A 12,641-nucleotide genomic window follows, 5' to 3' on the forward strand; every position below is an offset into this window, starting at 1 on the left:
CCGAAGCCCGGGAGGTGAACGACGACGCAAAGGCGGTGCACGATGTCGACGGCCTGCCGCTGCCGCGGCGCTGCCTGGCCGTCGCCGCGATCCTTGGCGCGGGCGTGCTGGTGGTGCTCGATGGCGCCATCGCCAATATCGCGCTGCCCAACATTGCCCAGCAGTTGCAGGCGAGACCCGCCGACGCCGTCTGGGTCATCACCGCCTACCAGCTGGCCGTGGTCATGTTCCTGCTGCCGGCTTCTGCGGTCGGGGAGAGCTTCGGGTATCGGCGGGTCTTCGCGGGCGGCGTTGCGCTGTTCACCGCGGCGTCGGTGCTGTGCGCGTTGGCCCCATCGCTGCCATGGCTCGTGGCCGCAAGGTGCCTTCAGGGCCTGGGCAGTGCGGCCGTCATGCCGCTCGGGCTGGCGTTGCTGCGCTTCACTTATCCACGCCGGCTGCTGGCACGCTCGATCGCGTGGAATGCGCTCGCCGTCGCGGCTGCTTCAGCGGCAGGCCCCACCCTTGGCGCCTTCATACTCTCCGCGGCAAGTTGGCCGTGGCTCTTTGCGGTGAACCTGCCGATCGGCCTTCTCGTGCTCGCCGCCTGCGCGGGCTTGCCGAGCCCGGCGCGCTCGGTGCGCCGCATCGACGGCTGGAGCATCGCGCTCAACGCGGTCATGTTCGCCTCTTTCGTGCTGGGGAGCGACCGGCTGGTGGCGCAGCCGCTGCACGGCGGCGCGTTGCTTGCGCTGTCGGCCGCTTGCATGGTCCTGCTGGTGAGGCGCGAGATGCCGAAGGCGGCACCGTTGATCCCGCTCGACCTGCTGCGCGTGCATTCCTTTCGGATCTCGGTCATTGCCTCCGTGTGCTGCTTCACCGGCCAGATGGCCGGCCTCGTGGCACTGCCGTTCTACATCCAGCACGAACTCGGCCAGAGCGCGGTGATGGCCGGCCTCTTGATGACCCCCTGGCCCTTGGCGGTGATGCTGGCCGCGCCACTGTCGGCGCGCCTGGCCCAGCGCGTGCCCAGCGCCTGGCTGTGCGCGGCCGGCAGTGCGTGCTTCGCGAGCGGTCTGGCCCTGTGCGCCCTGTGGCCGCTGCACGGCAGCCCGGCCGTGCCGATCGCCGCGTTCACGAGCCTCGCAGGCCTGGGCTTCGGCTTCTTCCAGACACCGAACAACCAGAACATGCTGCTCTCGGCACCCAAGGAACGCAGCGGCGCCGCCGGTGGCGCGCAAGGCACCGCCCGGCTCACGGGCTTGACGCTCGGCAGCCTGTTGATGAGCCTGATGTTCGAGCTGCTGCCGTCCCACAGCGTGGTGCACTGGGGCCTGGCGATCGCTGCTCTGGTTGCGTTGGCGGGGAGCGCGGCGAGTTTGCTCAGGAGCAGCGCGAGGGATCGCGCCGTGTGATGGGTATCGGGAGGAGAGGGGTACGCCTGATGAAATCAAGCATCAGCGCAACGGCCTCGGCCGCATGGGTTTCGAGCAGCAGGTGGCCCGCGTCCAGGACATGGGCTTCCATCCTGGGCAGCGCACGCATCCAGGACAGGACCTCGGCAAGGTCGAAATAGATATCGTGCCTTCCCCACGCCATGAGGGCAGGGGGCTGCCAACGCTCGAGGTACTGGGCGATGGCGCCGAAGCGGGCGGCGTAGTTTCCGTAGTCCGCGATCAGCGCCCGCTGGGTGTCCATATGGCCCGGCAGGTTCATCACCCGCCAATCCTCTTCCCAGTGCTCAGCGGGGATGCGCTCGGCCACCTCCGGCGGAACGCCCGCGATGTAGGTGTCGCGTGTGCCCGCGAGCGTCAGGTGCGCGGTCGCCGCCGCCTGGTTTTCCGCGTTGGGCTGCGACCAGTAGGCCTGCGTTGCGGCCCATCCCGGTCCCCACCCCGTTCGATGTGCGTTGGCGTTCTGCACGATGAGGCCCAGGACTTTCCCTGGCGCCTGCATCGCGATCTGCAGGCCCACGGGCGCGCCCCAGTCATGCAGGTAGATGAACCGCGGCCCGATCTCGAGCGAGTCCAGCAGTTCGGCGATCGCCTGGCCGATGGCGGCAAACGACGGGGCCGGCAGCGGCTCGGATTCGCCGTGGCCGGGCAGATCCGGCGCGATCACGAAAGCGGCTTGCGACAGCGCGGGCACGACTGCCCGGAACAGCCGGGCCGAGTTCGGGGTTCCGTGCAGCAGCAGCAAGGCGGGTCTGGACGCCTCGCCCGCGGTGGTGAACGACAGTTCGGTGCCGCCGGACAGGCGGAGCCGTTCCGTCTTCATGTCATCGACCGTGCTGCTCGGCAGGGGCTTTCGCTTCGAGGCGGGTGGCTTCCTGGTTCCCATGCATGAATTCTGGTTTCAAGAAATTCGCCTCTTGTCAGCGCAGGCCGCTACAGCGTGTCCCGGCGACGCCCTCACCGGGCACTTCGACCCGTTCGGCTATAACCTCGATTCCGCAGTGCCGCCCAGGCGAAGGAGTTCTCGATGAGTTTGGATTTTACTTTCGGCCGCATGGCACTCGCCCTCTGCGCCGCTTCGCTCTTCACCGTGACTTCCGCGATGGCCGGCGAGGTCGCCAGCCAGGCGCCAAGCGGGAGCCTCGCCGTCCAAAAATTGGCTGCCCGTACCGGACCGGAGAGCGTTGTCGTGGAGAGCGCAGGGCCCTACGGCGTCGACGCGGAAAGCGTGAGGCGCCATCTTGCCAACACCTTGGCAGGGGATTCGGTGCTGGGGCCGCTACCGCGCAACAACGAGCGCTACAGCTTCGATGGAAAGCTCCGCACCTACGTCGTACCGGTGCGCCCGGCCATCGACAACCCCATCAACAGCTATTCGCCCTACGACAGCAGTTCGTTCCGCCGAGATGCCGTGGCCGCGGATGCGTCGAATCTCGGCTTGCTTCAGGCGGTGTTCAAGCGCCTCGCTGCGGATTGAACGAAGCGCCGGCGACGGCGCATCACCCGCTCCGCGCCGCGCACACCGAAGGACTCGCAGGGCCGGGCCACCACCGATGTTGCTTGATCGCGGCGGCCGGCCGGCCGGCCGGGCGGATTCAGCCGACGGTGTACGGCGTTTCGGGCACCTGCGTGTGGAAGCTGGCATTGAGCATGTTCCACGAGCGGATCGCGCAGACCGCGAACGAGAGGTCCGCGATCTGTGCGTCGCTGAAGTGCCGCTTCACTGCCTCGAAGTCCGCGTCGCTGGGCGTGCGATGCGGCACCGCGTTGACGGCCTCGGCCCAGTTGAACGCGGCGCGCTCGGCTTCGCTGAAGAAGCGCTCGGCCTCGCGCCAGCCGGCCACGGCGTTGACATGGCGCGGGTCCATGCCCTGCTTGAGCAGGTCGGCCCAGTGCATGTCGATGCAGAAGGCGCAGCCGTTGATCTGGCTGATGCGCAAGTTCACCAATTCACGCAGGCGCTTGTCCAGCGTACTGCCGGCGACGTGGGAAAACTGGGTACCGGCACGCGCTGCCGCAGGCGCGAGGGCGTGATAGTCGAGTCGGGCTGAGGACATGGTGAGCTCCTTGTAGCTTGAGGGTTGAGGGAACAACACCTCCTAGACGAGCGGGCGCATTGCCTTGTGACAGGCGCCCGGCACTGCTCGACCATGCCTCGGCCACTGAGCGGCTATCGCCCAAAACATCATCAGCGCACCTTTTTGAAATCGTATATGATGAACATCATGCGAAATTCGAAACATCCCGTCCGAACGGCGGCCAAGGAAGCCTCGCACGAGCGCATCGTCTCGGCTGCGGCGCGGGCGATCCGCCGCAGCGGCTATGACGGAACCGGAGTCGCCGACATCATGAAGGAGGCCGGCCTGACCCATGGCGCCTTCTATGCCCACTTCGCCTCGCGCGAGGCCATGCTGGCGGAAGCAGCGGAGCGGGCCTGTACGGAGTCGGCCGCCATAGCGGCGGAGGCGGCTGCCAGCGTGCCCCGGGAACAGGCCCTGACCTACATGCTCCACGCTTATCTTTCGCGAGAAAACCTGGAGCAGGTCGAGCGGGGGTGCCCCCTGGCCGCGCTGGGTTCGGAAACCGCGCGCCAAACCCCCGAAGTCCGGCGAGCGAACACCCGCTACATCAAGGAAATGGTCGATCTTGTGGCCCGCCAGTCGCCGGATTGGGGGCAGGCCGGTGCCCACGAACGCGCGCTCGTGACCGTCGCCACCATGGTCGGCACCCTGCTGCTGGCCCGCGTCGTCGACGAGCCTGCGCTGTCCGACAGCCTGCGCGAGGCTGCCTTGAAGCACCTGCCCATCGCCTGAGAACACTGGCACCCATCGACCTTTCGCTCGCCAGAAAATATGATGAGCATCATGCGACTATCAAACTGAAGGAAAAACATGAGCACGAAGAACAAGGTGGCCCTCGTGACAGGGGCCTCGTCCGGCATAGGCGAAGCCATTGCGCAGAAGCTGTCAACGGCGGGCTACAAGGTCTACGGCACCAGCCGGCGCGGCGGCGGCGAGGTGGGCCAGCGAACGTTCAAGATGCTGCCACTCGATGTGACCCAGGACGCGTCGGTCGATGCTGTGGTCCGGCAACTGATCCAACTGGAGGGCCGCATCGATCTGCTGGTCAACAACGCCGGCTTCGGGGTCGCTCCCGCCGGTGCGGAAGAGAGCTCGATTGCCCAGGCCCAGGCCATCTTCGACACCAACTTCTTCGGCATGGTGCGGATGATCCGGTCCGTCGTACCGCATATGCGTCGCCAGGGGAGTGGCCGCATCATCAACATTGGCTCCGTGGTGGGCTTCCTGCCTTCGCCTTACATGGCGCTGTACTCCGCCACCAAGTACGCGGTCGCCGGCTATTCGGAATCGCTGGACCATGAACTGCGCACGCAGGGCATTCGCGTCTCGGTGGTGGAGCCTCCCTACATCAACACGCCGTTCGAAGCGAACTCGATGCAGCCCGACACACCGCTGGACATGTACCGCGAGATTCGCGCGGGCATGGAGCAGCGGCTCAAGGATGGAATCGCGGGCGCAGAAGGCCCCGAGGTGGTGGCCGACATCGTGTTGAAGGCGGCCACGGCCACGCAGCCCAAGACCCACTACGCCCCCGGCATGGCCGGCCGCCTGCGCCTGCTGCGCAGGTTCGCGCCGGCCAGCCTGCTGGACGCCGGGGTGCGCAAGGATCTTCGGCTCGACGCGATAGCCCGCTAGCCGTTTCGCACTCCGTTCCAAACAACACTCCTTTTGAAAGAACACGATGACCTTCCAAGCACTGCTCGCCAGCAAGACAGGCGACAAGATCACCACCCGCGTGGTCTCGTTGAGCGAACAAGACCTCATGCCCGGGGACGTCGTGGTCGACGTCGACTACTCCAACGTCAACTACAAGGACGCAATGGCCATCACCGGCCGCGCGGAGGTCATCCGCCAGTTCCCGTTGATTCCCGGCATCGACTTTGCCGGCACGGTCAGGACTTCTTCCTACCCTGGCATCGCTGCTGGCGACCGCGTCGTCGCCAATGGCTGGGGCTTGAGCCAAACCCACCACGGTGGCTATGCGCAGCAGGCGCGCGTGAAGGGCGAATGGCTGGTCAAGCTTCCGGCAGCCTTGTCCACCAAGGACGCGATGGCCATCGGAACGGCGGGGTACACGGCGATGCTCTCCGTGCTGGCGCTCGAGCACGGCGGGCTCACGCCCCAGCATGGCGACGTTCTCGTGACGGGCGCCAATGGCGGCGTCGGTTCCATCGCCATTGCCCTCTTGTCCGGTCTCGGCTACCAGGTCGTTGCCTCCACAGGGCGACTGGAGGAAGGCGGCTATCTGCGCAAGCTGGGGGCCGCCGAGATCATCGATCGCCGGACGCTGTCGGAGCCGGGGGCGCCGATCGCCCGCGAAAGATGGGCCGGTGCCGTCGACTCGGTCGGCAGCCACACACTGGCCAACGTGCTGGCGCAGACAAAGTATCGAGGCGTGGTCACCGCTTGCGGCCTGGCCCAGGGCACCGATCTTCCGGCCTCGGTGCTGCCATTCATCCTGCGCAATGTGACGCTGGCCGGCATCGATTCGGTCAATGCGCCCCAACAGGTGCGCATCGAGGCTTGGTCGCGGCTGGCGCGGGACCTGGATCTGGACAAGCTCGCGCAAGCGACGCATGTGGTCGGCCTTGCCGAGGTGCCTGCAGCCGTCGAGCGATTGTTCGCAGGAAAAGTCCAGGGCCGTACGGTTGTCGACGTCAACGCATGAGTGCGCTGGATCAAGGAAAAACATGAGCGATCTGAATACTCACAAAGCTGCTCACGCCGGCAGGCGCGCGTTGGTGACCGGCGCATCCAGCGGCATCGGCGCGGCCATCGCGCGTGAGCTCGCGGCGCTGGGCGTCGATCTCGTGCTGACGGCGCGGCGCCGCGACGCACTCGAGGCGGTCGCCGCGACCTGCAAGGGCGTCAAGGTCGAGATCATCACCGGGGACCTCGGCAAGCCCGATGCCGCGCGTGCGCTGTGGGACGAGGCGATCGCCGGCGGCCCGATCGACATCCTGATCAACAACGCCGGGTTCGGCTACTTCCGCCGCTTCGACGAGGTCGACTGGGCGCGCGACGCGGAGCTCGTGCAGCTCAACATGACCTCGCTCGTCGCGCTCGCGCGCTGCTTCGTCGACGCGCGCAAGGCAAGCACCGGACCTGCGCACATGGTGAACATCGCGTCGACGGGCGCGTACCAGTCGGTGCCGAACATGGCGCTGTACGCCGCGTCGAAGGCGTTCGTGCGCAACTTCAGCGAGGGCCTGCATGACGAGCACCGCGGCACGCCGCTGACGGTGACCTGCGTCTGCCCTGGCGGCACCGAAACGGCCTTCCACGCCGCGTCGGGCGGGGGCGACTACTCGTGGATCGCGAACGCCTCGACGAAAAGCGCTGAGTTCGTGGCGCACGCCGCCATCCGCGCGATGCTGCGCGGCAAGCGCACCGTGGTGCCCGGCCTGTTCAACAAGCTGTCGTGCCTCAGCGTGCGATTCGTGACGCGGCGGTTCGCATCGCGGGTGGCCACTCAGGTGCTCGGCAAGCCGCGGCTCGCGCTGCCGGCCCGAAGAGAGGCCTGAGAAGCGACGAGGCAATTCCGCCTTCTCGCCGGCGCTTCGGCCTCGTGCAGGTACGCCGTGAAGCCATCCTTGGCCGGCGGCACGGAATGGAGCAGCATCACTGCGCTGACCTGTCCGCGATGGCCCGCGCCGTGCGTCACGACATGCATGAGCATCTCCTCGCGGGACATGCGCCCCGGTGCGCCGTCGGTGAACGCGAAGTCGATACTTTCGGCCAGCTGGGCGGGGTCGAGCGTCGAGACATGGTGGATGTATTCCAGGTCGCTTCTCCGGAGATCGGCGGCCAGGGCTGCGAGCGTCGGCATCTCGCTCAGGTTGGCCGACGGGTACGCGTGGGCTTCTCGCCGCAGGTGGGCGGCGAATATGCGGTCCACCACGTACGTGTGGCTCAACGCCTTGATGGCCAGTGCGGTGACCGGTGAGTGGTCGCCGAGCCCGGCGAGCGCCGTCAGCAGCTGGTCGTCGGCCCAAGCCTTGAATCTGAAGAGGCGGTGCAATGTGTCGTGCATGTCATGGGTCTCCTGGGATGTTTGCGCGTCTGCCAAGAATATGAGCGATCATTCGCTTTTTCCACTCGCATTGACGGCTGCGGAACATGGCGAAAAAACCGGTCACCAAGCCCAGGAAAATCGCGGTCCAGGAGCGATCGCGCGCGACGGTCGGCAGCCTGATCGAGGCAACTGCTCGCATTCTGGTCAAGGAAGGCTTCGACAAGGCGAGCACCAACCGCGTCGCGGAAGTCGCGGGGGTGAGCATCGGCTCGCTCTATCAATACTTCCCCAGCAAGGAGGCACTCGTCGCCGCCGTGATCGAGCGCCACCAGCAGCAGATCATGCAAATGGTCCGCAGCGAACTGGCGCAGGTCAGGGACCAGCCGCTGGACCAGGCGATACGCCGGTTCGTCGCGGTCGCGGTTGCAGCGCATCGGCTCGATCCCCAGCTGCACCGCGTGCTTGCAGAGCAGATCCCGCGCGTGGGAAGGCTCGAGAAGCTGGAGACTTTCAGCCGCGAAAACTTCAGCCTGTTCAGGGCCTACCTCGAGACGGCGCGGGACGAGCTTGGCGTCGACGACCTGGAGCTCGCATCATTCGTCTGCGTCACCACGATCGAGGCATTGACGCACAACGCGGTGCTGCACCATGGCAAGGTGCTGACCGGTGATCGAATGGATGCGCTCATCGACGAGGGCGCACGCCTCGTGACCGGCTATCTCAAAGGCTAGCCCGGCGGTTCAGCGGCGCTGCATCGGGCAAGGCTGCTGACTTCTATCCGTTCAGCACCAGAGACCCCTGCGGATATTGCTCGCACATGAAGTCGACAAACGCCCGGACCTTCGGCGCGGGAAGCCGCCTCGATGTGTGCAGAACCCACAGCGCGACCTCCACGCCCGAGACCATGCCCCACTGAACCAGCTCTCCGCGCGTGAGCTGGTTCCACGCGATGGACTGCGGGATCAGCGCGGCGCCGGCGCCGGCCACCGCGGCGTCGCGGATCATCAGGAACGATGAAAGCCTGAGCCGCGGGACCGGCTCCACGACCAGGCGTCCGTCGTCGAGCGTCCAGTTGCCGCCTTGGAAGGTCGTTGCAACAACGCCGGGAACAGCGCTGACCTTGCCCTTGCCTCGCTTGGGCATGGGCACCGAGGGCGCGGCCACGACCACCAGCCGGTCCTTGGCGAAGCACCGGCCCACGAGGCTGCTGTCGGGGCTCGGATTGATCCGGATCGCGGCATCGAACTGCTCCTCGACAAGGTCGACCAGGCGATCGTCCGCCACCACCTCGCAGCTGACCTCCGGGTAGGCCGCGCAGAACTCGGCGCCGATGCGGCCCATCGCCAGCTGCGAGAACAGCACCGGCGAGGCGATGCGCAAGCGCCCGCGCGGCACCGACAAGCCCTCGCGCGCGGAGGTCATGGCGTCGGCCACCTCGTGCATCGGCCCTTCGGTGCGATCCATCAGCATCTGGCCGGCCTCCGTGAGCTTGAGCCCGCGGGCGCTGCGCTCGATGAGCCGCACGCCGAGCTGCTCTTCCAGGTCCGCGATGCGGCGGGACAGCGTGGCCTTCGATCTGCCGCTTGCGCGGCTTGCCTTTCCGAGGCCGCCATTCGCTGCGACGAGCGCGAAGTCGGTCAATGCGTTCAGGTCCATGTGTTCCGGATTTGAGACGAGGTGTCTTCATTTTCGGGTCTTCGTTTTACGAATGCAACGGCCTATCTTCTCCTCATCGCAACTTCGAGATGAGGAAATTGAAATGACCACCACCACTACGCAACGCGCTGTGCTGATCCGGGCCTATGGCGGTGCTGCCGCTGCCGAGGTCGCCGAGATCGCGAAGCCCGCAGCCGGGCCGGGCCAGGTCCTGGTCCGCGTTCGGGCCGCCGGCGTGAACGGCATCGACTGGAAGGTTCGCGAGGGCTTCGTCCGCGACGCCTTCCCGCTGCAGCTGCCCGCCGTGCTGGGCATCGAGCTGGCGGGCACCGTCGAGGCGCTCGGTCCCGGCGCTTCGCGCTTTCGCGTGGGCGATCGCGTCATGGGGCCGCTGGGCGGGCTCGGCGCCTATGCCGATGTCGTGAGCGTCGACGAGGCGAACTTGGTGCGCACGCCGCAAGGCCTGGACGACGTTCATGCGGCCGGCGTTCCGGTGGCGGCCGTGGCCGCCTGGCAAAGCCTGCACCACGCGGGGCCGATCACCGCAGGCCAGCGGATCCTGATCCACGGCGCCGCAGGAGGGCTGGGCGGCTATGCCGTGCAGTACGCCAAGCGGGCGGGGGCCGAAGTCTTCGCCACGGCGTCGACCGCGCACCTCGACTACGTGCGCAGCCTGGGCGCGGACCACGTCATCGACTACCGCACCGAACGTTTCGAGTCGGTCGCACAGAACATCGACCTGGTGCTCGACTACGTCGGCGGCGAAGTGCTCGATCGCTCGTGGCAGGTGCTGTCGAAGGACGGCGCGATCGTCGGCACGTCCTCGCCCGACATCCTGGCACGCACGCCGCCCGGCCACCGCGGACTGTGGTTCATGAACAAGCCGGACACCGCCCTGCTGGAACGGCTGGTGGCGGAGATCGCCGAAGGCACGCTGGTTTCGAAGCTCGGCGAAACCGTGGGCTTCGGCGACATCCCCGCGGCCATCGAACGCAATCGCACCGACCCGCGCATCGGCAAGGTGGTCGCGGACTTCTCGCGCTGATCGATCTTTTTTTATCCTTCTTCAACTTCCTAGGAGATTCCCATGAGCATTCTCGTCACGGGTGCCACCGGCACCATCGGTTCCCTCGTCGTCCAAGGCCTGGCCGCTGCCGGCGCCAACGTCAGCGCGTTCGTTCGCACGTCCGGAAAGCAAGCCTTCCCGGCGGGCGTCAAGGAAGTCGTCGGCGACCTGACCGACGTGCCCTCGCTGCGCGCGGCGTTGTCCTCAGTGCGCACGCTGTTTTTGCTGAACGCCGTCACGCCCGACGAAGTGACCCAAGCCCTCGTCGCGCTGAACCTGGCGCGCGAGGCCGGCATCGAGCGCATCGTCTACCTGTCGGTCATCCATGCGGACAAGTTCACCAATGTGCCGCACTTCACCGGCAAGCACACGGTCGAGCGAATGATCGAGAGCCTCGACATTCCGGCGACCATCCTCCGGCCGGCCTACTTCATGCAGAACGAGCGCATGGTCCAGCAGGTGATCCAGGGCCACGGCGTCTACCCGATGCCGATCGGCTCCATGGGCGTCGCGATGATCGATGCGCGGGACATCGCGGACGCCGCGGTCGCCGAACTGCTGCGCCGCGACCGCGCGCCCGCACCGCAACCGCGCGTGACGCTGGAACTGGTCGGGCCCGAGCTGCTGACCGGCGCCTCGGTGGCCAAGGCCTGGAGTGCCGCGCTCGGCCGCGAAGTGGCTTACGGCGGCGATGACGTGGTGGCCTTCGAAGCTCAGATGGCCGCGCTGGGCCCGTCCTGGCTGGCTTACGACATGCGCCTGATGATGGCCGGGATCCAGAAGTTCGGCATGCACGGTGCGGACGGTGCAGCGGATCGCTTGCAGGCCATCATCGGCCACCCTTTGCGCAGGTACGCGGACTTCGTCAAGGAGGCGGTTGCCGCGACGTAGGCGGTGCCTCGCGGCAGGTTGCGCTTGTGGCAGAGCCAGACATATGCAACCATCGCGCCGCCGTGCGGCGAGGCGACAAAGCGCATCGCCATCACTCGTCGGGCATCACACCAACAAGGGGGCCGCGTGGATCAAGGTGTTCAAAAGAAGGCATTCGTACTATCGCGCGGATTGCACGCGGCTCCTTCGGTTCTCTTGATGGCGGCGGCGATGCTGGTTGCCGCTTGTGGTGGTGGCGGCGGCGGTGGGAGTGGCGGCGCGGTTCTTCCCATCGCCGGCATTCCACCCGCAAATGGCGGCGTGACCCCACCGGACAACGGCAATTCCGACGGCTATCCGCATGCGTTGGAGTCCATCGGCACAGTGCGCCAGATCTACGACGGCGCACTCTCCCCTGAACTGGCGGTCAATACCTACCGCAACATCGACCGCTTGTTTCCCACGCGCACTGTCGAGCCCGGCGGCACGCCGTCTGCGTTGCCCGCTGCGGCCACGCGGCTCGCACAGGTGAGCTTCGCGGTGGGTGCTGCGAGATACAGCCTCGCCGACTTCATGTCGGTGAATCGCGTTGCCGGTCTGCTCATCCTGAAGGACGGCAAGATCGCCAATGAGACCTATCAGTACGGCAACACGCAACGCACGCGCTGGATGTCGATGTCGGTGGCCAAGTCGATCACCTCGACGCTGATCGGTGCGGCCGTGAAGGACGGCTACATTGCCAGCATCGATGACCCGGTCACCAAGTACGTGCCGCGCCTGGTGGGCAGCGCCTACGATGGTGCGACGGTCCGCAATGTGATGATGATGGCTTCGGGCGCGCAGTGGAATGAGACCTACACCAATCCGAACTCCGACCGGCGCCAATTGCTCGAGGCACAGATCAGCCAGAAGCCGGGCTCGGCCATGGATCTCATGAGCAAGCTGCCGCGCGCGGCGGCACCGGGCTCCGTCTACAACTACAGCACCGGCGAAACACAGGTGGCCGGCGAGATCGTCTACAACGCGGTCAAGAAACCCCTGGCGCAATATCTCTCCGAGAAGATCTGGTCGAAGGCCGGGATGGAGGCGCAGGCCAACTGGTGGCTCGACTCGCCCAACGGCGTGGAGATCGGCGGCAGCGGCATCAGCGCCACCTTGCGCGACTACGGCCGCTTCGGCCTGTTCGTGATGAACGATGGCGTGGCTGCCGGCCAGCAGGTGGTGCCGGCCGGATGGGTCACGGAAGCGGGCACGCCCAAGATGCTGACCGGCGGCAGCGCGATCAACTACGGCTACCTGTGGTGGATACCGCCGAGCGGCCCCTCGGCCGCAGACGGCGCCTTCTACGCGAACGGCATCATGGGCCAGCAGATCTACATCAACCGCAAGGAAAAAGTGGTCATCGTCGTCTGGGGCGCGCAGACCGACCCCGCGGGAAACGGCACCTTGCCGGTGGTGCCGTTCTTCGATGCCGTGGTGGCGGCGCTCAAGTAGGCAGTGCGAATATTCAGGCAGCCGCA

At 66.6% G+C, this 12,641-nt stretch carries 14 protein-coding genes; 10 read left to right on the forward strand and 4 right to left on the reverse strand.

What is annotated here, in order from left to right:
* The first annotated feature begins 14 nt into the window (after positions 1 to 14).
* Entirely contained in the window at positions 15 to 1,394 is a 1,380-nt protein-coding gene (locus AC1DMS_RS23935; RefSeq protein WP_369664659.1) for an MFS transporter, read from the forward strand.
* Here the strand turns inward: AC1DMS_RS23935 and AC1DMS_RS23940 are convergent.
* Positions 1,363 to 2,256, reverse strand: a complete 894-nt coding sequence (locus AC1DMS_RS23940) for an alpha/beta fold hydrolase (protein ID WP_015866224.1) — start codon at positions 2,254 to 2,256, stop codon at positions 1,363 to 1,365. The two genes, AC1DMS_RS23935 and AC1DMS_RS23940, sit on opposite strands and share 32 nt — an antisense overlap.
* A gap of 204 nt (positions 2,257 to 2,460) precedes the next feature.
* Between AC1DMS_RS23940 and AC1DMS_RS23945 the strand changes: the two genes are divergently transcribed.
* Positions 2,461 to 2,910: a hypothetical protein gene (locus AC1DMS_RS23945; RefSeq protein ID WP_015866225.1), complete on the forward strand. Its 450-nt coding sequence runs from the start codon at positions 2,461 to 2,463 to the stop codon at positions 2,908 to 2,910.
* Positions 2,911 to 3,028: 118 nt separating this feature from the next.
* On the opposite strand, the gene AC1DMS_RS23950 is transcribed toward AC1DMS_RS23945, so the two are convergent.
* Positions 3,029 to 3,490, reverse strand: a complete 462-nt coding sequence (locus AC1DMS_RS23950; protein WP_062365245.1) for a carboxymuconolactone decarboxylase family protein — start codon at positions 3,488 to 3,490, stop codon at positions 3,029 to 3,031.
* 156 nt (positions 3,491 to 3,646) lie between these two features.
* Between AC1DMS_RS23950 and AC1DMS_RS23955 the strand changes: the two genes are divergently transcribed.
* The 4 genes from AC1DMS_RS23955 (at position 3,647) to AC1DMS_RS23970 (ending at position 7,038) form a co-directional block, all read left to right on the forward strand.
* On the forward strand, positions 3,647 to 4,246 hold the full coding sequence (locus AC1DMS_RS23955; RefSeq protein WP_015866227.1) for a TetR/AcrR family transcriptional regulator: 600 nt from the start codon (positions 3,647 to 3,649) through the stop codon (positions 4,244 to 4,246).
* Between the two features lie 78 nt (positions 4,247 to 4,324).
* On the forward strand, positions 4,325 to 5,149 hold the full coding sequence (locus AC1DMS_RS23960) for an oxidoreductase (protein WP_015866228.1): 825 nt from the start codon (positions 4,325 to 4,327) through the stop codon (positions 5,147 to 5,149).
* Between the two features lie 46 nt (positions 5,150 to 5,195).
* Positions 5,196 to 6,182 (forward strand): acrylyl-CoA reductase (NADPH), encoded by a 987-nt coding sequence (acuI, locus tag AC1DMS_RS23965; protein ID WP_015866229.1) that lies wholly within the window; start codon positions 5,196 to 5,198, stop codon positions 6,180 to 6,182.
* A gap of 22 nt (positions 6,183 to 6,204) precedes the next feature.
* Positions 6,205 to 7,038, forward strand: coding sequence for an SDR family NAD(P)-dependent oxidoreductase (locus tag AC1DMS_RS23970; RefSeq protein WP_369664658.1), 834 nt, complete (start codon positions 6,205 to 6,207; stop codon positions 7,036 to 7,038).
* On the opposite strand, the gene AC1DMS_RS23975 is transcribed toward AC1DMS_RS23970, so the two are convergent.
* Positions 6,987 to 7,547 carry a DinB family protein gene (locus AC1DMS_RS23975; RefSeq protein ID WP_369664657.1) on the reverse strand — a complete coding sequence of 187 codons (561 nt, stop codon included), beginning with the start codon at positions 7,545 to 7,547 and terminating at the stop codon, positions 6,987 to 6,989. The two genes, AC1DMS_RS23970 and AC1DMS_RS23975, sit on opposite strands and share 52 nt — an antisense overlap.
* 86 nt (positions 7,548 to 7,633) lie before the next feature.
* Between AC1DMS_RS23975 and AC1DMS_RS23980 the strand changes: the two genes are divergently transcribed.
* Positions 7,634 to 8,260 (forward strand): TetR/AcrR family transcriptional regulator, encoded by a 627-nt coding sequence (locus tag AC1DMS_RS23980; RefSeq protein WP_369664656.1) that lies wholly within the window; start codon positions 7,634 to 7,636, stop codon positions 8,258 to 8,260.
* A 43-nt stretch (positions 8,261 to 8,303) separates the two neighbouring features.
* Here the strand turns inward: AC1DMS_RS23980 and AC1DMS_RS23985 are convergent, their stop codons facing one another.
* Positions 8,304 to 9,185 (reverse strand): LysR family transcriptional regulator, encoded by an 882-nt coding sequence (locus AC1DMS_RS23985; protein WP_015866233.1) that lies wholly within the window; start codon positions 9,183 to 9,185, stop codon positions 8,304 to 8,306.
* 103 nt (positions 9,186 to 9,288) lie between these two features.
* Between AC1DMS_RS23985 and AC1DMS_RS23990 the strand changes: the two genes are divergently transcribed.
* The 3 genes from AC1DMS_RS23990 (at position 9,289) to AC1DMS_RS24000 (ending at position 12,615) form a co-directional block, all read left to right on the forward strand.
* Positions 9,289 to 10,230, forward strand: coding sequence for an NADP-dependent oxidoreductase (locus tag AC1DMS_RS23990; protein WP_369664655.1), 942 nt, complete (start codon positions 9,289 to 9,291; stop codon positions 10,228 to 10,230).
* Between the two features lie 42 nt (positions 10,231 to 10,272).
* Positions 10,273 to 11,142, forward strand: coding sequence for an NmrA/HSCARG family protein (locus tag AC1DMS_RS23995; protein ID WP_478181884.1), 870 nt, complete (start codon positions 10,273 to 10,275; stop codon positions 11,140 to 11,142).
* Positions 11,143 to 11,442: 300 nt separating this feature from the next.
* Complete coding sequence (locus AC1DMS_RS24000; RefSeq protein ID WP_369664653.1) at positions 11,443 to 12,615, forward strand: serine hydrolase domain-containing protein; 1,173 nt, start codon at positions 11,443 to 11,445, stop codon at positions 12,613 to 12,615.
* Positions 12,616 to 12,641 lie beyond the last annotated feature (26 nt).

Source organism: Variovorax sp. 05T418 (assembly GCF_056396385.1).

What these genes read in the sequence shown, in the direction of transcription:
- AC1DMS_RS23945 (WP_015866225.1), top strand. Translation starts at nt 2,461, where the DNA reads ATGAGTTTGGATTTTACTTTCGGCCGCATGGCACTCGCCCTCTGCGCC.
- AC1DMS_RS23980 (WP_369664656.1), top strand. Translation starts at nt 7,634, where the DNA reads ATGGCGAAAAAACCGGTCACCAAGCCCAGGAAAATCGCGGTCCAGGAG.
- acuI (WP_015866229.1), top strand. Translation starts at nt 5,196, where the DNA reads ATGACCTTCCAAGCACTGCTCGCCAGCAAGACAGGCGACAAGATCACC.
- AC1DMS_RS23955 (WP_015866227.1), top strand. Translation starts at nt 3,647, where the DNA reads ATGATGAACATCATGCGAAATTCGAAACATCCCGTCCGAACGGCGGCC.
- AC1DMS_RS23985 (WP_015866233.1), bottom strand. Translation starts at nt 9,185, where the DNA reads ATGGACCTGAACGCATTGACCGACTTCGCGCTCGTCGCAGCGAATGGC.
- AC1DMS_RS23990 (WP_369664655.1), top strand. Translation starts at nt 9,289, where the DNA reads ATGACCACCACCACTACGCAACGCGCTGTGCTGATCCGGGCCTATGGC.
- AC1DMS_RS23975 (WP_369664657.1), bottom strand. Translation starts at nt 7,547, where the DNA reads ATGCACGACACATTGCACCGCCTCTTCAGATTCAAGGCTTGGGCCGAC.
- AC1DMS_RS23970 (WP_369664658.1), top strand. Translation starts at nt 6,205, where the DNA reads ATGAGCGATCTGAATACTCACAAAGCTGCTCACGCCGGCAGGCGCGCG.
- AC1DMS_RS23950 (WP_062365245.1), bottom strand. Translation starts at nt 3,490, where the DNA reads ATGTCCTCAGCCCGACTCGACTATCACGCCCTCGCGCCTGCGGCAGCG.
- AC1DMS_RS23995 (WP_478181884.1), top strand. Translation starts at nt 10,273, where the DNA reads ATGAGCATTCTCGTCACGGGTGCCACCGGCACCATCGGTTCCCTCGTC.
- AC1DMS_RS23960 (WP_015866228.1), top strand. Translation starts at nt 4,325, where the DNA reads ATGAGCACGAAGAACAAGGTGGCCCTCGTGACAGGGGCCTCGTCCGGC.
- AC1DMS_RS23940 (WP_015866224.1), bottom strand. Translation starts at nt 2,256, where the DNA reads ATGAAGACGGAACGGCTCCGCCTGTCCGGCGGCACCGAACTGTCGTTC.